Below are 19,506 nucleotides of genomic sequence, written 5' to 3' on the forward strand. Positions count from 1 at the left end.
GTCAGGCGTCCTTCTGGCGCAGGGTGCGCTGTTCGATGCGTTTTTCGGGATGCGGGTTGTGCACGATGCGGTCGACGTAGATGCCGGGCAGGTGCACCTGGTCCGGATCCAGGCTGCCGGTCTCCACGACGTCCTCGACCTCGGCGATGCAAAGCTTGCCGGCCATCGCGCAGGCCGGGTTGAAGTTGCGCGCGGTCTTGCGGAACACCAGGTTGCCAGCGGCATCGGCCTTCCACGCCTTGACCAGGGCCACGTCGGCGCGCAGCGCGGTCTCCAGTACATAGTGCTTGCCGTCGAATTCGCGGGTCTCCTTGCCCTCGGCCACCACCGTGCCGTAGCCGGTGGCGGTGAAGAACGCGGGGATGCCGGCACCGCCGGCGCGCAGGCGCTCGGCCAGGGTGCCCTGCGGGTTGAACTCCAGTTCCAGTTCGCCGGCCAGGTACTGGCGCTCGAACTCCTTGTTCTCGCCGACGTAGGACGAAATCATCTTGCGGATCTGCCGCGTCGCCAGCAGCTGGCCCAGGCCGAAGCCATCGACGCCGGCGTTGTTGGAGATCACCGTGAGGCCGCCGACGCCGCTATCGCGCAAGGCCGCGATCAAGGCCTCGGGAATACCGCACAGGCCGAACCCGCCAACCGCCAGGGTCTGTCCGTCCGCCACCACATCGGCCAGCGCCGTGGCCGCATCGGGGAAAAGCTTGCCGCGCCGCCCGCCCGCAGGGGTAGAGGTGTCGCCCATTCGCCAGCTCCGCATTGGAATGTAGACAGCTAGTTTAGTCGCTCGGGGACTGCGACCCCCGCCGCACCGCCGCAACGACCGATTAAGCGCCGTAACGTTACACTCCGGTTTCCCCCAACTAGGACCCTCTTCCATGTCGCTTCCCGCATTCAAGGCCTACGACATCCGCGGCCGCGTACCCGACGAACTGAACGAGGACTTGGCGCGCCGCATCGGCGTGGCGCTGGCGGGGCAATTGGACAGCGGTCCGGTGGTGGTCGGCCATGACGTGCGCCTGGCCAGCCAGGGGCTGCAGGACGCGCTGTCGGCCGGCCTGCGCGCCAGCGGCCGCGAGGTCATCGACATCGGCCTGTGCGGCACCGAGGAAGTGTATTTCCAGACCGACCACCTGCAGGCCGCCGGCGGCGTGATGGTCACCGCCAGCCACAACCCGATGGACTACAACGGCATGAAGCTGGTGCGCGAGAACGCGCGCCCGATCAGCTCCGACACCGGCCTGTTCGCGATCCGCGACACCGTCGCCGCCGATACCGCGGCAGCCGCCGAGCCGACCGCCGCCGAGCATCACCGTCCGGACAAGAGCGCCTACATCGAGCACCTGCTGAGCTATGTCGACCGCGCCACGCTCAAGCCGCTGAAACTGGTGGTCAACGCCGGCAACGGCGGCGCCGGCGCCATCGTCGACCTGCTCGCGCCGCATCTGCCGTTCGAGTTCGTGCGCGTCTTCCACGAGCCGGACGGGCACTTCCCCAACGGCATTCCCAACCCGCTGCTGCCGGAGAACCGCGCCGCCACCGCCAACGCGGTCAAGCAGCACGGCGCCGACTTCGGCATCGCCTGGGACGGCGACTTCGACCGTTGCTTCTTCTTCGATGCCGACGGCCGCTTCATCGAGGGCTACTACCTGGTGGGCCTGCTGGCGCAGGCGATCCTGGCCAAGCAGCCGGGCGGCAAGGTCGTGCACGACCCGCGCCTGACCTGGAACACCATCGAACAGGTCCAGGAAGCCGGCGGCATCCCGGTGCTGTGCAAGAGCGGCCATGCCTTCATCAAGGAGAAGATGCGCAGCGAAAACGCCGTATATGGCGGCGAAATGAGCGCCCACCATTACTTCCGCGAATTCGCCTACGCCGACTCGGGGATGATCCCGTGGCTGCTGATCGCCGAACTGGTGTCGCAATCCGGCCGCTCGCTGGCCGATCTGGTCGAGGCGCGCATGCAGAAGTTCCCGTGCAGCGGCGAGATCAACTTCAAGGTCGCCGACGCCAAGGCCGCCGTGGCGCGGGTGATGGAGCACTTCGCCTCGCATGCGCCGACGCTGGACTACACCGACGGCGTCAGCGCCGAATTCGCCGACTGGCGTTTCAACCTGCGCAGTTCCAACACCGAACCGCTGCTGCGCCTGAACGTGGAAACCCGCGGCGACGCAGCGCTGCTGGAACAGCGTACGCAGGAAATTTCCGATCTGCTGCGCGGCTGATCCCACCACCCTCCCCCCAGACGCACTATGGAGTTCCCTCGCCCATGAGCGACGTCCTTCCCATCATCCTGTCCGGCGGCTCCGGCACGCGCCTATGGCCGTTGTCGCGCGAGTCGTATCCGAAGCAGTTCCTGCCGCTGGTCGGCGAACAGAGCATGCTGCAGGCCACCTGGCAGCGCGCGGCCCCGGTCGCCGCGCACGCGCCCATCGTGGTCGCCAATGAGGAGCACCGCTTCGTCGCGGCCGAGCAATTGCAGCAGATCGGCGTGAAGCCGCATGCGATCCTGCTCGAACCCAAGGGCCGCAACACCGCGCCGGCGATCGCCGTGGCGGCGCTGGAGGCCGCGCGCGATGGCGCCGATCCGCTGTTGCTGGTCCTGCCCTCCGACCACGTGATCGGCGACGAAGCCGCCTTCCAGGCCGCGGTGCGCGTGGCCGCCGTTGCGGCCGAGCAAGGCAAGCTGGTGACGTTCGGCATCAAGCCGACCGCACCGGAAACCGGCTACGGCTACATCAAGGCCGCCGCCGGCGACGGCGCGCACGCGGTCGAGCGCTTCGTCGAAAAACCCGACCTGGCCACCGCGAAAAGCTACCTGGCCTCCGGCGAGTACTACTGGAACAGCGGCATGTTCCTGTTCCGCGCTTCGCGCTACCTGGAAGAACTGCGCAAGTTCCAGCCCGCCATCGCCGACGCCTGCACCAAGGCGTGGCAGGCGGCCAAGCGCGATGCCGACTTCACCCGCCTGGACAAGGACGCCTTCGCCGCCAGCCCCTCCGACTCCATCGACTACGCGGTGATGGAAAAGACCGCCGACGCGGTGGTGGTGCCGCTGGACGCGAAGTGGAGCGACGTCGGTTCGTGGTCGGCGCTGCTGGACGTGTCGCCGCAGGACGCCAACGGCAACGCCCACCACGGCGACGTGATCGAGATCGATTGCCGCAACACCTACGCCTATGGCTCGCGCCTGATCGCAATGGTGGGCCTGCAGGACGTGGTGGTGGTGGAGACCGACGACGCGGTGCTGGTCGGCCATCGCGAGCGCATCCAGGAAGTGAAGGACATCGTCGGCAGGATCAAGGCCGATGGGCGTTCCGAGGCCACCTGGCACCGCAAGGTGTACCGCCCGTGGGGCGCCTACGATTCGATCGACAACGGCCAGCGGTTCCAGGTCAAGCGCATCACGGTCAAGCCCGGCGCCACGCTGAGCCTGCAGATGCATCACCACCGCGCCGAACACTGGATCGTGGTCAGCGGCACGGCCGAGGTCACCCGCGGCGAGGAAGTGCTGCTGCTCACCGAGAACCAGAGCACCTACATCCCGCTCGGGGTGACGCATCGTTTGAAGAACCCCGGCAAGCTGCCGTTGGAGCTGATCGAAGTGCAGTCGGGCAGCTACCTCGGCGAGGACGACATCGTGCGCTTCGAGGACACCTACGGTCGCACCTGAGTTCGGCGCACGCCGCAAACGCAAAGAGCCGGGCAGTGCCCGGCTCTTTATTTTTTCATCGATGCTGTTTTGTAGTGCGCGCCGTCTCAGGCGGCCGGCGCTGCCGCGGCGAGTTCGCCGATGACCTGGCGCAGACCATCGCGCCACTGTGGCAGTTCCAGCGCGAAATCGCGCTGCAGGCGCGACACGTCCAGGCGCGAATATGCCGGACGCTTGGCCGGGGTCGGATACTCCGCAGTGGTGATCGGCAGCACGCGTGGCGCGCGCAGCAACAGGCCCGCGGCCACCGCCTCGGCGAAGATCGCCTCGGCGAACCCGTGCCAGGTGGTCTCGCCGGCCGCGGTCAGATGCCAGGTGCCGGACGGCAACGTCGCGCGCTGCGCCAGCACCCGCGCGGTGACATCGGCGATCAGTGCGGCCGGCGTCGGCGTGCCGACTTGGTCGGCGACTACCTTGAGTTCGTCGCGGTCGGCGCCGACCCGCAACATGGTGCGCAGGAAATTGTGGCCGTGCGCGGCGTACACCCAGGCGGTGCGGAAGATCAGGTGCTGTGCACCGGAGGCGCGGATCGCCTCTTCGCCGGCTAGCTTGGTGGCGCCGTACACACCCAGCGGCGCGGTGGGCGCATCTTCGGGATAGGGCTGCGTGCCCTGGCCATCGAACACGTAATCGGTGGAGTAATGCACCAGCGGCACTCCATGCGCCGCGCACCAGGCGGCGATCGCCGCCGGCGACTCGACATTGGCGCGGTGCGCGGCCTCAGCGTCCTGCTCGGCGCGATCGACCGCGGTGTAGGCCGCGGCATTGACCACCGCCGTCGGCCGCAGCCGGTCCAGCAGTTCGCCCAAGGTCTGCGGCTGGTCGAAATCGGCGCGCTCGCAGGCGCTGCCGTCGGGCAACTGGCCGCTGCGCGTGGTCGCGACCACCGGCCCCTGCCCGGCCAACGCCCGCAGCAGTTCCTGCCCGACCTGGCCGTTGCCGCCGAAGACCAGCACGCTCATGGCTGGTAGACCGGCAGGCGCTCGACCGGGATGTCGGCCAGGAACGGCGCAACCGCGTCCTTGCCCGACAGCACCGGCTCGGAGATCGGCCAGTCCACGCCGATCGCGGCATCGTCCCAGCGCACGCCGGCGTCGGCTTCCTTGACGTACACGTCGGTGCACAGATAGCTGAACACCGCCCGCTCCGACAGCACGGCAAACCCGTGGGCGAAGCCTTCCGGAATCCAGAACTGCTTCTTGTTCTCCGCGCTCAGCACCACCGCGGCCCAGCGACCGAAGTGCGGCGAGCCGTGGCGGATGTCGACGGCGACGTCGTACACCTCGCCCTCCAGCACGCTGACCAGCTTGCCCTGCGGCCGCGGCCACTGATAGTGCAGGCCGCGCAGCACGTCCTTGGCCGAGGTGGAGACATTGCTCTGCACGAACTTGGTGGGCAACCCATGCTCGCCGAAACGCTCGGCGTTCCAGGTCTCGAAGAAATAGCCACGCGCGTCACCGAACACCGCCGGCTCGATCACCACGCAGCCAGGCAGATTGGTTTCAATCACTTTCACGGAACGGATCCTCGTACAGCCAGTTCATGCAGGTAGGTGCCATAAGCGTTCTTGCGCAGCGGAGCGGCAAGTTTCTCCAGCTGCGCCGCGTCGATCCATCCCTGCCCGAAGGCGATCTCTTCCGGGCAGCACACCTGCAGGCCCTGCCGCGACTGGATGGTCTCGATGAAATTGGAGGCCTCGTGCAGCGACTGGTGGGTGCCGGTATCCAGCCACGCGTAGCCGCGGCCCAGCGCTTCCAGGTGCAACTGGCCCGCTTCCAGGTAACGGCGGTTGAGATCGGTGATCTCCAGTTCGCCGCGCGGCGATGGCGTCAGCTCCGCGGCATGGTCGCTGGCCTGACCATCGTAGAAATACAGGCCGGTGACCGCGTAGTTGGAACGCGGCTTGGCCGGCTTTTCCTCGATGTCGATGACCTTGCCGGAGGCGTCGAACTCCGCCACGCCGTAGCGCTCGGGGTCGTTGACCCAGTAGCCGAACACGGTCGCGCCATGCTGGCGCGCATCGGCGCGGCGCAGGGTCTCGGTCAGGCCGTGGCCGTGGAAGATGTTGTCGCCCAGCACCAGGCAACTCGGTTTGCCTGCGACGAAGTCGCGGCCGATCAGGTAGGCCTGGGCCAGCCCGTCCGGGCTCGGCTGCACCGCGTACTGGATGTCCATGCCCCACTGCGCGCCATCGCCCAGCAGCGCCTGGAACAGCGCCTGCTCGTGCGGGGTGTTGATGATCAGCACCTCGCTGATGCCGGCCAGCATCAGCACGCTGAGCGGGTAGTAGATCATCGGCTTGTCGTACACCGGCAGCAGCTGCTTGCTGACGCCCTTGGTGATCGGGTACAGCCGCGTGCCGGAGCCACCAGCGAGGATGATGCCCTTGCGTTGTGTCATGAGGTATTTCCTGGTGAAGTCCGCACGCGCATGGGCGGATTCTTGCGAGGGACTGGCGTTATGCCGCGGTGCCGATGCGTTCCAGCCGATAGCTGCCGTCGAGCACGCCCTGCACCCAGTCCTGGTGGCTCAGGTACCAGTCCACGGTGAGCGCGATGCCCTGTTCGAAGGTGTACTGCGGCTCCCAGCCCAGTTCGTTCTTCAGCTTGGACGCATCGATGGCGTAGCGGCGGTCGTGGCCGGGCCGATCGGCGACGTAGGTGATCTGGCTTGCGCGCGGCTTGCCGTCCTCGCGCGGACGCCGCGCGTCCAGCAGCGCGCAGATCGCCTGCACCACCTCGATGTTCTGTTTCTCGGAATTGCCGCCGACGTTGTAGGTCTCGCCGACCTTGCCCTTGACCAGCACGGTGCGGATCGCCTCGCAGTGGTCGCCGACGAACAGCCAATCGCGTACCTGCTTGCCGTCGCCGTACACCGGCAGCGGCTCGCCGGCCAGCGCCTTGGCGATCACCAGCGGGATGAGCTTCTCGGGGAAGTGGTACGGGCCGTAGTTGTTGGAGCAGTTGGTGGTCAGCACCGGCAGGCCGTAGGTGTGGTGGAACGCGCGCACCAGATGGTCGGACGCGGCCTTGGACGCCGAATACGGCGAGTTCGGCGCATACGGCGTGGTTTCGCTGAATTTGCCGGTCTCGCCGAGCGTGCCGTAGACCTCATCGGTGGACACGTGCAGGAAGCGGAACGCGTCGCGGCGGTCCTCCGGCAGCGCCTTCCAGTGATCGCGCACCGACTCCAGCAAGCCGAGGGTGCCGACCACATTGGTCTGGATGAAGGCGCCGGGGCCGTCGATCGAGCGGTCCACGTGGCTTTCGGCGGCGAAATTGACCACCGCGTCGGGCTGGTGCTCGGCGAGCAGGCGGCCCACCAGATCGCGGTCGCCGATATCCCCGTGCACGAACACATGGTCCGGGTTGCCGTCCAGCGACGCCAGCGTGTTCAGGTTTCCGGCATAGGTCAACGCATCCAGGTTGATTACACGGATGCCGCGCGCCACCGCCTCGAGCACGAAGTTACCGCCGATGAAACCGGCGCCGCCGGTTACGAGCCAAGTCGCCACTGTGTGTCTCTCCTGATTCGGCGCCGTTGGCGCCTGATATTCAAACCACACAGGATATACGCTTTGTATGAACCGGTCGTGGTCGCCGCATGCGGCGACCACGACCTGCCGGAAGCCCCCACCATACGCCCTCGCATGGTCCACCGCGCCCGGTTAGAATCCTCCGACTGCCCCGTGCCAGCCGCCGCGGCCGGGCCTTCCCGCACTGCTGAAGGATCTCGTACACGATGAAAATCCTCGTCGCCTACAAGCGCGTGGTGGACTACAACGTCCGCATCCAGGTCAAGCCGGACGGCTCCGGCGTGGTCACCGAGGGCGTCAAGCTCTCCGCCAACCCATTCGACGAAATCGCCCTGGAAGAGGCGCTGCGCCTGCGCGACGCCGGCATCGCCAGCGAGGTGGTGGTCGCCACCATCGCCCCGGCAGATGCCGCCGCGCACCTGCGCAACGGCCTGGCGATGGGCGCCAACCGTGCCATCCACGTGGTCGCCGACGCGGCGATCCAGCCGCTGACCGCCGCGCGCACCCTGCTCAAGCTGGTCGAGCAGGAGCAGCCGGACCTGGTGATCCTCGGCAAGCAGGCCATCGACGACGACGCCAACCAGACCGGGCAGATGCTGGCTACGCTGTGGGGCCGGCCGCAGGCGACCTTCGCCGGCAAGCTGGTGGTGGCCGACGGCAAGGCCACGGTGACCCGCGAGGTCGACGCCGGCCTGGAGACCCTAGAAGTGGACCTACCGGCGGTGGTCACCACCGACCTGCGCCTGAACGAGCCGCGCTTCATCAAGCTGCCGGACATCATGAAGGCCAAGAGCAAGCCGCTGCAGACGCTGGCCTTCGCCGACCTGGGCGTGGAGGCCAACGACAGCCTCACCACCACCCACTACGCCCCGCCGGCCAAGCGCAGCCGCGGCGTGATGGTCAAGGATGCCGCCGAACTGGTGGCCGCACTGAAGAACAAGGGGTTGCTGTAATGGCCAAGATCCTCGTCGTCGCCGAACATCTCAACGGGCAGCTCAACGCCGCCACCGCCAAGTGCGTCAGCGCCGCGCAGGCGCTGTCGGCCGAGGCCATCGACATCGTGGTGCTGGCGTCCGATCCGGCCGCGGTGGCTGCCCAGGCCGCGCAGATCGCCGGCGTCGCCCGCGTCCTCACCGTCGCCAATCCCGCCAACGAACACGCCATCGCGCAGGTGCTGGGCCCGCAGATCGCCGCCTTGGCGAAGGGCTACACCCACGTGTTCGGCCCCTCCACCACCTTCGGCAAGGACCTGATGCCGGTGGTGGCCGCCCTGCTCGGCGTCAACCAAATCTCCGACCTGATGGCGGTGGACGGCGACTACGCGTTCAAGCGACCGATCTACGCCGGCAACGCCATCATCAGCGTGCAGGCCCCGGCCGACCAGATCGTGGTCGCCACCGTGCGCAGCGCCTCGTGGCCGGAAGCGGCGCAAGGCGGTAGCGCGGCGGTCGAAGCGGCCAGCGTCGACGCGACGCTGCCCAGCCACACCCGCTTCGTCGGCCTGGCTGCGGGCAAGTCCAACCGCCCCGACCTGCAGAGCGCCAAGCGCGTGGTCTCCGGCGGCCGCGGCGTCGGCTCGGCGGAGAACTTCCAGATCGTCTACCAGCTCGCCGACAAGCTCGGCGCAGCGGTCGGCGCCTCGCGCGCGGCGGTCGACGCCGGCTACGTGCCCAATGAGCTGCAGGTCGGCCAGACCGGCAAGATCATCGCGCCGGAACTGTACGTGGCGATCGGCATCTCCGGCGCCATCCAGCACCTGACCGGCATCAAAGACGCCGGCACCATCGTCGCGATCAACAAGGACGCGGAATCGCCGATCTTCGAGATCGCCGACATCGGCCTGGTCGGCGACCTGTTCACGGTGCTGCCGGAGCTAGAAAAGGCGTTGTCTTGATACCGACGTCCCCCCGGTTTTGAGTAGCACGTTGGTTTGGAGTCCAATTCCCCAACCCAAGGAGATTGGACGTGAAGAAGCGTTTCAGCGAAGAACAGATCATCGGCTTCCTGCGGGACGCTGAAGCGGGCATGGCGGTGAAGGATCTCTGCCGGCGGCACGGCTTCAGCGAGGCCTCGTACTACCTGTGGCGGGCCAAGTTCGGCGGCATGAGCGTGCCCGACGCTAAGCGGCTCAAGGAACTGGAGTCGGAGAACACGCGCCTGAAGAAGCTGCTGGCCGAGCAGGTGTTTGAGAATGACCTGATCAAGGATGCGCTGCGAAAAAGTGGTGAGTGCGCCGGCGCGGCGAGCGCTGGTGCACGAACTGCATGGTAAAGGGCTGAGCCAACGTCGGGCGCTGGCGGTGGTGCGGATGAGCGCAAGCGCGTTGCGCTACCAGTCCCAGCCGGATCGCAATATCGAGCTGAGGGCGTGGATCGTGGAACTGGCCCATCGGCACAAGCGCTATGGCGTGGGGATGATCTACCTGACGCTGCGTCAGGAGGGCTGGAAAGTGAACTACAAGCGTGTGGAGCGGCTGTATCAGCAGGCTGGACTGCAGGTGCGCCGTCGCAGGCGCAAGAAGGTGGCCATGGGGGAGCGCCAGCCTCTGATCAGGCCCAAGGCCGCCAATGAGGTGTGGTCCATGGACTTTGTCTTCGACCGCACCGCCGAAGGCCGAGTCCTGAAGTGCCTGACCATCGTCGATGATGCCAGCAGCGAATCAGTGGCCATCGAAGTCGAACGTGCCATCTCAGGCCACGGCGTGAGCCGGGTGCTGGATCGATTGGCGCTGAACCGGGGTCTGCCGAAGGTCATTCGCACCGACAACGGCAAGGAGTTCTGCGGGAAGGCGATGGTGACCTGTGCGTACGAGCGCGGTGTGCAGTTACGCCTGATCCAGCCAGGCAAGCCCAACCAGAACGCCTACATCGAGTCCTTCAACGGCCGCTTGCGCGACGAATGCCTCAACGAGCACTGGTTCACCAGCCTGCTGCACGCCAGAACTGTCATCGAAACATGGCGCAGGGAATACAACGAGGAGCGACACAAGAAAGTGCTCTGTGGCCTGACCCCCGCCGCCTACGCCAAACATCTGTCCAAAATCGATATCATCAACTCTGGACTCTAAAGCCGACCGCTACTCAAGGCGGGGGGACGTCGCATTACAACAGGCATGCTATCGATGATAGCAATCGTATTGGACATTGCTTTACCAAGCTTACTCAGTTGCGCAGCTTGCTACTTACCTTGATCCCAGCCAAACAGATTCTGGATCTCATGAGTCTCGCCCCTCTCTGCATGTGGCAAAAAAGTAGATAAAAACTCAAGCATAGCTCAGTTCTTGTCGCGGTTTGATCTTGGGCGCTAGATGTGTAAACCCACCACGTTTTTCAGTGGAATTCGGGAGATGGGCGGCTTGTAGCCGAGGCTGGCGTGTGGTCGATGCCAGTTGTAATGATGCAGCCAGCCCGAGAAGGCGTTGGCGCGTTACGTGGAGTCGATATAGGAGCGCGCATAAGCCCATTCTCGCAGGCTGGTCTGCACCAGCCGCTCGGCCTTGCCATTGGTGCGTGGCGTGTAAGGTCGGGTTCGCAGGTGGCGCAGGCCGAGCCGTCGGACAAGGCGTCGAAAGCGGCGTGATGTGTAGCAGGCGCCGTTGTCGGTCAACACGCGCTCCAAGCGCACGCCCAGGCTGCGGGAGTAGCGAACCGCCTGCATCAGGGCCCTGCAGGCACTGAGACCGCGCTCATCGGGCTCGATGGTGCCGAAGGCCACGCGGGAGTGATCGTCGATGGCCAGGTGGACGTACTCCCAGCCAATGCCACGGGAGGTGACCGTCCGATCATCGGTCACGCGGTGGCCGGGTTGGCGGAAACGGGCCAGCTTCTTGATGTCCAGATGCAGCAGTTGGCCGGGTTGGGCGTACTCATAGCGATTGTGCGGCAGGGCCGGCTCCAGATCCGCCAGCCGATGCAGGCCGGCGCGGCGCAGCAATCGCGCAATGGTGCTCGGCGCCACAGGAAGCTGCCCGGCAATCTGGCGGTAGGTTTGCCGGCAGCGGCGCTGCTCAAGGACCTGATCCACGATGGACTGCGCAATAGCGTGCGGGCAATGACGTGGCCGCGAGGAGCGATCCATCAGCCCCGCCGTGCCTTCTTCCTTGAACCGCCTGAGCCACTTGTAGGCAGTGCGCACGCTGACCCCGGCGGCATGCGCCGCCTCCTCCACGCGCAGCCCATGAACAAGGATGCGATCCACCAGCAGGGCTCGACCGCGAGGGCTCGAACGGGCATGTTGATGCAGGTTCATCCGGGGCTCCTGGGGGCTGGGTTGGCTTGGTAACCCCCATCTTCCAGAGATGCCCCGGATGAACAACCTACTGAGAGATCACAGCTAGAGAGCGGGCAAGCAGCCCGCCCTCCCTTTCCGATGAAGAATTTCCCAAATGCTTCAATCTGCATCCCGCCATGGAGCGCGCGTGAATGCCATCCTCGTCAAGGCCGGCAGGTGCCGAAGGGGACCACCACAATTTTCTGCCTGATGTCCAGTTGCCCAATCAAAGAGAGTCCAGCGTTGTTTCCATAAGAAGCAACGAACCTGTCTGGCGAATCGCAGGAGCCGGCGACTCCAGCCCCCTTTGGAACATAAAATGAGTAGCCATTTACGGTGACCATGCCATGGTCCTGCGCGTACATCATCGCGTCCAAGTCTTCCATATAAGGCGCCTGCATCGAACGCTCTGCAAAGAGCACGCCCCCCCCCCCCGCACCTCCTCCGGTACTCGCGACGCGAAGGCATCCAAACGAGCGCGCCAATCCATGAATGGAGTACTATTCGGTTGAAACATGACCGACTCAAGAACAAGTAGTACAAAAAGAAATGCCGCAGACACCAATTGGCGCAACGCCCCCCCGTTACAATGCAGCATTAACATCCGCTGAAATCCAATGCCACACAAGATGCCTATCGGGACCACCATCACCAGCAAGACGCGGGTAACGACCTTTACCGCGGCGATCCCTGGAAGATTTAGCAAAATCGGGTATAAAGAAAAAGCCCCAATATTCAGAGTACCGACTATCAGTACTAAAGTAGCTAGCAACGAGACTTTACCCAAATCGGCATTCTCTATCTTCCTCAGCACAACCAGACTTCCAATCAGACAGAATAACAACACACCAACGCCAATAAACAATTGCTGTTCTTGACGCACAGAGACGCCCTGTATCCAAGCGCCAATGTCACGCGTCAAACCGGAGTAATCGGCGATCAAGTAGCTCCAGACCTGCGGCAGCATGCCAATAACGTCTTCATGCGAATACACCACGCCGTTCTCACGACTGGCCTCGCGACACTTAAGAAGCAATACTAAAACTAAAGCACAACTAGATGAAATTACAGCGACTGCAATTAGAGACTCACGAAGCTTAGAAAACGTCAGAAAGCTTCGAACTTGTGCATAAAGCTCCCCTCCACGTCCAGCTATCAACCATGCCAACAGCATCGCAATAAGCAAGTAAACTGTAAATACACCAACGTCGATAGAGCAATAAAATTGCGCCATCAAGCAAAGTGCGCTCCATGCTAATGCATACGGGCGAGCTGTTCTAAGCCAATCGTAAAAGCAGGCGAATGCGAAAGGAACAAACATACGATACGCAAATTGCGCATGTGCTTGTTGCGCCAAAACGGGGAGAGAGAAGGCAAAAACGAATGCAGCCGCACCAGCCCCTGAAGCGCGGAGGCCAAGTTTTCGAAAGGCGATATACGCACAGAGAAAGTTAAGCACTCCACCCAAAATGAACCAAAGCGTAAATGCTTGCTCGCGATCAAGACCAATCAGACGCATAGCAGAATAAGGTAAAAAAGACCCAAGATGGTTGGGACCTAATGCGAGCACGTCCTTTGCAGGGTAGAAAAACCCAGGACTCCACAGCGAAGGCGTCTGACCTAAGACCCATTGGTGAAGATGCTCCAAAATGACAGAATTAAAACGTGCATCTATTAGATCACCGGGTACAGATGTTAGGTACGCGCTTGCCTTCATCTGATAAAGCAGCACTCCTACACCAACAAATAGGAGAACTGCAAGTACATCACGCCCACTGCCCCGCACGCGATCATTGGCATTCATATTCCAATATCCACCTTATAACCCAGGAGACTAGTTAACTTACAGCAATCTTGCTTCTGGGCAGCCAAAACGCTTTCCCCCAAACAGAAGATCTATCGCCGAGCAGAATCCATTAGCTAATAAAATACTATCAAACAAGGCGGCGAAAAGCACTCATGAACTTTGCGTGAAAATTGACTCTAGAGTACTTATCCACGCTAGCCTGAGCGCGCTTCGACCAAGCCTCTTGCTCCGAAGTACCATACATCTGCATCAACACAACCGTCCTGGCTCGTAGTTCCTGTTCATCCCGAAAATAAAACCCATCCACGCCGTCGGTAACGATTTCCTTTGGCCCACCCTTAGGAACGACAATTGGTATTACACCGGCCGCCATTGACTCACACGCCGTCATGCCAAAGTGCTCCAGCTTCTCTGGCTCTATTTCTTCATGCTCGCCCCATCCAGCTCCATGCCAGAAAATCGACGCTTGCTCGTACTCTTCGAGCAAATCCTGCGAAGCCAAGTTACCCATAATCTTGATTGGATAACCCTGTGCAAGCTCGTTGACTCGGTCGAAGTAATTGCGATGCTCCTTAGATTCGGTATGAACACTGCCCGCCAAATGATACTCCCAACCATCCGGGATCACTCCATCGTCACACATAGACCTAAAAGCTGTAATCAACTCAATATGCTTTTTATTATGCCCGCCAGAAAAAAAACGACCAACACTCAATATTACCTTCTTCTTTTTAACACTCCTACTAGAAAAGCGTTTCGTATCAATTGGTGGAGGTACCACCGCGGTGTCACGCGCCCATCGCCGATGCACCCAAGAAGCGGTGAACTCGGAGTTTGTCATAGCCAACTGATAGCTATCAATAAAGGCTCGACCATCAGCCGGACCGCTTACCCGAAACATTCGCCGGGCAAAGTTAGACAATCGAGCGAGATTCGGATGCCCTGTGCGATTCAATCTGCCAGCAGCACGCTGTAGAAAGCGAGGTATGGGCGCCCTTTCTATCAAATCATGCGGAAAAAAGACCAAGTACATTGATCTTTCCGCCTGAGTGACCATTGAGGAGCAATAAGTGGAATTTATGAAAACGTCGTAAATCGCACTTCGAGGGGCCAAATCAGCACAAGACAAACCAGGCCAATCAACCCAACGAGCGCGGGCAATATCCAAATTCATCCTAGAAGCAAACTCGACTTCGTCAATCGGTTCAACACGAATCAGATCGACATCGTAACCTTCGGCAAGCAACACCTCCGCGATAGTTCCGACATGCTTCTCCCCCCCCCCCATGGTTCCCCAGTAGCGGTTGTAAATACCAACTCTCATGAACGTACGGCCCCCAACCGATCATTAGATTTCATTCTGCCCCCCCACCTCTGCTTGAGCAGCCTAGGCAGCAAGCGAACCAAATCATACTGAACTCGCAAACGCAAGAAGAACTCCGCATTGCGCTCGGCATTCTTGAATCCTTGGCTCAAAGCCAATCCAGTTGCGCGTACACATCGAGACACTTCCCTTGCATAGCTTTTTGCGGCAACCCAAGCAGGAGCATGCTTAATTTTCATAAATACGTGATTTCTAGACACATGAAAAACGAACATCGGCGACCACTCGACGCTAGACCCCGTATGTACATGCCGGACCACGCTCGAAGGTATGTAACGAAGCAAGCCTCCCGCCCTTCTAAGCCTCCAACTCAAATCCGTATCTTCGTAATACATGAAGAAATCAGAATCGAACAGTCCAACTTCTACTAGTGCTGACCGCTTAATGAGCATGGAAGCCCCGCACAACGCCTGGACATCCTCTACATGATCGTACTGCCCCCTGTCGACCTCGTATATTCCACGATCACCAGCCTCGCCATCAGAATCAAGCAACGTCCCCGCGTTATTAATTACATCGAAGGACTCGGCATCCACCGATGCGGCATCGCAGCTGAAGACGTAATCTTTAAAATGAGCGGTCAATACGCCATCCCCAATCTCGTTATCACCGATGCTAACGAAAAATTGGCGGCCAGCGGCAGCTTCCGTACCCGAAAGCTTGAGCACCAACTGATACCGACCATCGACCGCCTGAGGCGGCACAGGCAAGCGCAGAACGCCCACACCATTAGTCCAACGCGCCTTACGATTCGCGATACCCTCCGTTCCCCAGAACCCATCAACATAGAATGATTTCCGGTAATCTGCAGCCAAAAATTCGCTTTCATCGTCAATGAGCAGGCCCAATTCGCGCGTGTCAGTAGAAGCGCCATCACGACTTGGTCGGAATGGCGCGCTACGAATAGTCAGCTCCACGTAACGGCGAAAGAAAACGATCTTGGAACCAACTGCCGATACAGAAGGCGCCTCCATCATGGCCTCCACTAGCGCAGTGAGCCAAGAAGGAGAGACTTCCGTATCATTGTTGATCAAACCGATCAATTCGCCAGACGCAGCCTGGATACCAACATTGTTTCCACCAGCAAAGCCAAGGTTTCTACCTGACTCCACAATACGCACCCAAGGAAAGTTTTCTGCGACATATGCCACAGACCCATCGGCCGAGGCGTTATCTACAAGAATCACTTCATACTTTGGATAATCTTGTGCTGCAAGACTCGATAGCAGCGTCTTCAAGTAACGCATACCATTGTAATTAACTACGATCAAGCTAACTAAAGGCAACGAGCGCTGAAGCTCAGCAAAGCGATTGGCCACCAATGCCACTGCGTCCCTATGTTCGGCCGCGAGCATCTCTAGATCCTTGCTCGCACGCTCAGTTAGTTCCGCACGCAAGGATGAAAACTCATTATCAAAGTGAGCGGCATTGGTGTGGACGACTTCCTCAATCTCTTTCAGAAAGTTTGCATCTTTCGCGGACAGAGCCTCTTCATGCTCTCGTTGGACATCAGAGAGCTTTGAGCAATACTCAGTAGCAACATTCTCGAGTTCGCTCCGCCAATCGAGATCCTTCTGAGCGAGGAACTGATCACGCTCAAGTGAGATGCGCTTTATTTCCGCCTGATAGTCAAGCGCAACCTGATCGACACGCGCCTGCCAGGCATCATCTTTATCCTTAAGCATGCAATCGCGCTCTTCCCCAATCCTGGAGATCTCACGCTGGTAATCTGCAGCCACCTGCTTAACTCTTGATTCAACATACCCAGGAACCTCAAACACGGAACTAGGCAACTGAGGCAAATCCCCATCAGACGCTATAGCGATTAGATAAACGGGCTCGCGCGGCATAGGCGCACTGCGCACCCCTTCGAGAAGCCCCCCACCTCCTTCGGTCCAGTAGTGGATGACAGGCAAGGAGTCATCGTTACTGGTCGCTACTGCGTACTCCAGGTCGCCAATCATTGACACCATCGTGGCTCTCTGGCCATAAAAGCGTATGTTCCGAAAATAGCCGGCGAGCAAGTCTTGCAACTCGCTCTTATACAACTCCTTGACGTGAAAATTGTTTCTAAATGCAGTTCTCTCTGAATACTCGTAACGATCTGGGCTGGACAACAACAGTACTCCGCCTGGGGACAGCACGCGTACAATTTCCGCCATCATTTCCTGATGCTGATCATGGTGCTCGATGGTCTCGAAACTAACCACCACATCGATACTCGAATCCGCCACAGGAATTGCCGCACAAGAACCCTGAAGAAACTCAAGACGTTGGTTGATATACGTTTTTCTAGCGTGGGCTACCGTATCACCATCAATATCAACACCGATGACGTTAGTAGCATACCTTGCCATCAAAGCCGATCCATAGCCTTCACCACATGCGATGTCTAGCACGCGCCTTCTGGGAACGATTTGGCACGCCAACTGGTATCGATGGTAATGTTCCATTTCGATTTCGCCAGCGACACCAGGAATGAATCTCTCGCCGGTGAAATCCAGTTGCTCGTCCCTGTCGCGCATATCATCGTGACTCACGACATAACCTCCAAATCAATTTTCCGCATTGGCACGCCGAATAGTCCAAGACAAACCGCGCTAGATTGAACATGAAGTATCAATGCATCATGTATCCATTGATGCTGCACATGATCAGCTTGCGTACCTTCAGCAACAGCCGGGGAAATGCTGTATTCACCGCCAGGAAGGACCGGGAAGGTAAAATAAAAAGTTGCCGAAAAAGTAGTCCCTTTCGCAATAGTTATAGACTTGTCGCGATGAGAAATGTAAGTGTTGTCAGCAAATATGATTTGCCCAAGCTTATCCTTAACTACAAATCCGACTATTGGCCGATGAATCTCGGCTGCGGCAAGGACGGCGATTCGCAGAGCCACTTGCTGCCCACCTATCGCCCAGTTAAGCGCGCGCCCGCTGCTGTCCAACAAGTGGACACTTGTGATGGAGGCCGCCCCTGTACCAAACGATGCGCGATCTTCGTCGAATTGAAATATTTCTATATCGTTCCGCAAGTGCGATCGATCGATCATGCCCTGCCTCATGTCAACGTAGTCAACAGGTAAGGCCGGTAGAAAATTATCGACCTTTTCCAATTTGACGCCGTCCCCACTCTTTGCTGATTCCGCCTCATAAATTTCGTCGACTTGGCCCTCAACACCCGCATCTGGCTCAAACAAAGATGCAAGATATGCTTGCGATAAATCTTTCGGAGAGCCACTCATCCGCAATGCCCCCTTGTCCAGCCAGATAGCGCGCTCACAAAGATTAATGATCGCGCCCATGTCATGGCTGCAGAACAATAGTGTTCCACGCTTCATAAATGAACGAAGGAAGCGCATGCATTTCTGGGTAAAGTAGGCGTCACCGACTGAAAGAGCCTCATCCACTACAAGGATATCCGCATCGACATGCGCGATCACCGAAAACGCGAGACGGACCACCATGCCGCTAGAGTAGGTCTTGACAGGCTGATCGATAAATTCCGGGATACCCGAAAACGCAACAATCCTTTCGTATCGCTCCTCCATTTGAGCAACAGTGAGCCCGAACAGGGCACCACTGAGCATTATGTTTTCCCGCCCTGTAAATTCCGGATTGAAGCCAGAACCCAATTCAAGCAAAGCCGCGACGCGCCCCTGCGTCCGCACCTGACCGGTTGATGGCGTAAGAGTGCCGCAGACTAACTGCAGGAGTGTGGATTTACCAGAACCGTTACGGCCTATGATGCCCACTGTCTCGCCGCGCCGGACCTGAAATGAAACATCACGCAGGGCCCAGAATTCGCGGTAGTATTTTTTAGGCTCTCCACCAAGAGCTCGATCCAATGCCGGCAGAACAAACTGTTTCAGCCGATCTTTTGGATCAGCATATATCTCGTAATATTTCCCAAGACTAGATACGCTAATAACCGCATCGCCTGCCGAGGAATCTTTCATGAACTCAGAGGACATCAGCAAAACCCCTGCGCATTTTTTGAAAAGCTGCGAAGCCTATCGATGCAACCACTAAGGCGATAGCAAGATAGATCAGCAAACCGGTGAAGTCCGGGACCTGCCCCCAAATCAGCGCCTTTCGCGACTGCTCCATGATGAACGTCAGCGGATTGAGCGCAAAAAGGTGTTGATATTGGGGAGGCCAAGAAGATTGAGGGTAGAACACCGGGGAGAGGAACAGCATTGCCGTTGTTATGAAACTTGTGGTCTGCTTCAGGTCACGCACGAACACACCCAACGCCGCCAGTATCCAAGCGATGCCAATTACCATGACTAAGAAGGGGATCAACACCAATGGAAAAAAAACGGCCTGCCAATGCACACCACCGCTGTAGATGAGGATGCTCGCGAGAAGTACACATGTACTGGCCAAACCGTGAAAAAGCGCAGAACCAAGGCTAATGACTGGCAGCGTCTCCAAAGGGAAAACCACCTTGGTGACGTAGTTTGTATTTTCAAGAACGATGCCAGGTGCCCGATTGATGACTTCGGCAAACAAGCCGTGAATAATCACGCCAACGAACATTACCAGCGCAAATTCCGTTCGACTATCCCCAGTTTGCCCCTGCCAGCGCGCCTTAAAGATGACGGCAAAAACGAAAGTGTAGATAAGCAGCATCAACAGCGGATTAATGAACGCCCACAAAAGGCCGGCAAAAGACCCTTTGTACTTGCTCTGAACGTCACGCGCACCCAGAAGCCAAATAATCCCGCGATTATTCCATAGCGAGCATAACATCGCCACGGGAGAGAAAGAATTCATATTTAATATTTCCGAATGACGTAAACATTG

At 59.7% G+C, this 19,506-nt stretch carries 15 protein-coding genes and 1 pseudogene; 5 read left to right on the forward strand and 11 right to left on the reverse strand.

The window, feature by feature from the left end; all coding sequences use genetic code 11:
* Window position 1: 1 nt before the first annotated feature.
* Window positions 2–739, reverse strand: a complete 738-nt coding sequence (locus CEK66_RS04250) for a CoA transferase subunit A (protein ID WP_017907508.1) — start codon at window positions 737–739, stop codon at window positions 2–4.
* Window positions 740–872: 133 nt separating this feature from the next.
* Between CEK66_RS04250 and CEK66_RS04255 the strand changes: the two genes are divergently transcribed.
* Entirely contained in the window at window positions 873–2,219 is a 1,347-nt protein-coding gene (locus tag CEK66_RS04255; RefSeq protein ID WP_152236050.1) for a phosphomannomutase, read from the forward strand.
* Window positions 2,220–2,263: 44 nt separating this feature from the next.
* Entirely contained in the window at window positions 2,264–3,667 is a 1,404-nt protein-coding gene (locus CEK66_RS04260) for a mannose-1-phosphate guanylyltransferase/mannose-6-phosphate isomerase (protein WP_152236051.1), read from the forward strand.
* 86 nt (window positions 3,668–3,753) lie between these two features.
* On the opposite strand, the gene rfbD is transcribed toward CEK66_RS04260, so the two are convergent.
* Genes rfbD through rfbB form a run of 4 tightly spaced genes read right to left on the reverse strand, consistent with a single transcriptional unit; the run spans window position 3,754 to window position 7,220 of the window.
* Window positions 3,754–4,668 carry a dTDP-4-dehydrorhamnose reductase gene (gene rfbD / locus CEK66_RS04265; RefSeq protein WP_152236052.1) on the reverse strand — a complete coding sequence of 305 codons (915 nt, stop codon included), beginning with the start codon at window positions 4,666–4,668 and terminating at the stop codon, window positions 3,754–3,756.
* On the reverse strand, window positions 4,665–5,222 hold the full coding sequence (gene rfbC / locus CEK66_RS04270; protein WP_152236053.1) for a dTDP-4-dehydrorhamnose 3,5-epimerase: 558 nt from the start codon (window positions 5,220–5,222) through the stop codon (window positions 4,665–4,667). The genes rfbD and rfbC overlap by 4 nt, the downstream gene beginning before the upstream one ends.
* Window positions 5,219–6,106 carry a glucose-1-phosphate thymidylyltransferase RfbA gene (rfbA, locus tag CEK66_RS04275; protein WP_152236054.1) on the reverse strand — a complete coding sequence of 296 codons (888 nt, stop codon included), beginning with the start codon at window positions 6,104–6,106 and terminating at the stop codon, window positions 5,219–5,221. The genes rfbC and rfbA overlap by 4 nt, the downstream gene beginning before the upstream one ends.
* A 58-nt stretch (window positions 6,107–6,164) precedes the next feature.
* Window positions 6,165–7,220, reverse strand: a complete 1,056-nt coding sequence (gene rfbB, locus CEK66_RS04280; RefSeq protein WP_152236055.1) for a dTDP-glucose 4,6-dehydratase — start codon at window positions 7,218–7,220, stop codon at window positions 6,165–6,167.
* 227 nt (window positions 7,221–7,447) lie between these two features.
* On the opposite strand from rfbB, the gene CEK66_RS04285 reads away from it, so the two are divergent.
* The 3 genes from CEK66_RS04285 (at window position 7,448) to CEK66_RS04295 (ending at window position 10,308) form a co-directional block, all read left to right on the forward strand.
* Entirely contained in the window at window positions 7,448–8,194 is a 747-nt protein-coding gene (locus CEK66_RS04285) for an electron transfer flavoprotein subunit beta/FixA family protein (RefSeq protein WP_152236056.1), read from the forward strand.
* On the forward strand, window positions 8,194–9,135 hold the full coding sequence (locus CEK66_RS04290) for an electron transfer flavoprotein subunit alpha/FixB family protein (RefSeq protein WP_152236057.1): 942 nt from the start codon (window positions 8,194–8,196) through the stop codon (window positions 9,133–9,135). Before CEK66_RS04285 ends, CEK66_RS04290 begins: the two co-directional genes overlap by 1 nt.
* 131 nt (window positions 9,136–9,266) lie before the next feature.
* Window positions 9,267–10,308 (forward strand): IS3 family transposase gene (locus CEK66_RS04295; RefSeq protein WP_255424685.1). Its coding sequence is split into 2 segments (ribosomal slippage): window positions 9,267–9,460 and window positions 9,459–10,308, totalling 1,044 coding nucleotides; the frame shifts between segments, so codons are not numbered across the junction.
* Window positions 10,309–10,544: 236 nt separating this feature from the next.
* Here CEK66_RS04295 and CEK66_RS04300 read toward each other — a convergent pair.
* From CEK66_RS04300 to CEK66_RS04325, 6 genes and pseudogenes are all read right to left on the reverse strand, one after another.
* Window positions 10,545–11,489, reverse strand: a pseudogene (locus tag CEK66_RS04300) (IS481 family transposase).
* 385 nt (window positions 11,490–11,874) lie between these two features.
* A complete protein-coding gene (locus CEK66_RS04305; protein ID WP_152236059.1) occupies window positions 11,875–13,314 on the reverse strand; it encodes a hypothetical protein in 1,440 nt (479 codons plus the stop codon).
* Between the two features lie 130 nt (window positions 13,315–13,444).
* Window positions 13,445–14,641, reverse strand: a complete 1,197-nt coding sequence (locus CEK66_RS04310; protein WP_152236060.1) for a glycosyltransferase — start codon at window positions 14,639–14,641, stop codon at window positions 13,445–13,447.
* The gene (locus CEK66_RS04315; protein ID WP_152236061.1) at window positions 14,638–17,241 is read right to left on the reverse strand and encodes a glycosyltransferase; all 2,604 of its coding nucleotides are present in this window, start codon (window positions 17,239–17,241) and stop codon (window positions 14,638–14,640) included. The genes CEK66_RS04310 and CEK66_RS04315 overlap by 4 nt, the downstream gene beginning before the upstream one ends.
* On the reverse strand, window positions 17,238–18,671 hold the full coding sequence (locus CEK66_RS04320) for an ABC transporter ATP-binding protein (protein ID WP_152236062.1): 1,434 nt from the start codon (window positions 18,669–18,671) through the stop codon (window positions 17,238–17,240). The genes CEK66_RS04315 and CEK66_RS04320 overlap by 4 nt, the downstream gene beginning before the upstream one ends.
* Entirely contained in the window at window positions 18,661–19,476 is an 816-nt protein-coding gene (locus CEK66_RS04325) for an ABC transporter permease (RefSeq protein WP_152236063.1), read from the reverse strand. The genes CEK66_RS04320 and CEK66_RS04325 overlap by 11 nt, the downstream gene beginning before the upstream one ends.
* Window positions 19,477–19,506 lie beyond the last annotated feature (30 nt).

It is taken from the genome of Xanthomonas sp. LMG 12460 (assembly GCF_009192895.1).
Classification (GTDB): domain Bacteria; phylum Pseudomonadota; class Gammaproteobacteria; order Xanthomonadales; family Xanthomonadaceae; genus Xanthomonas_A; species Xanthomonas_A sontii.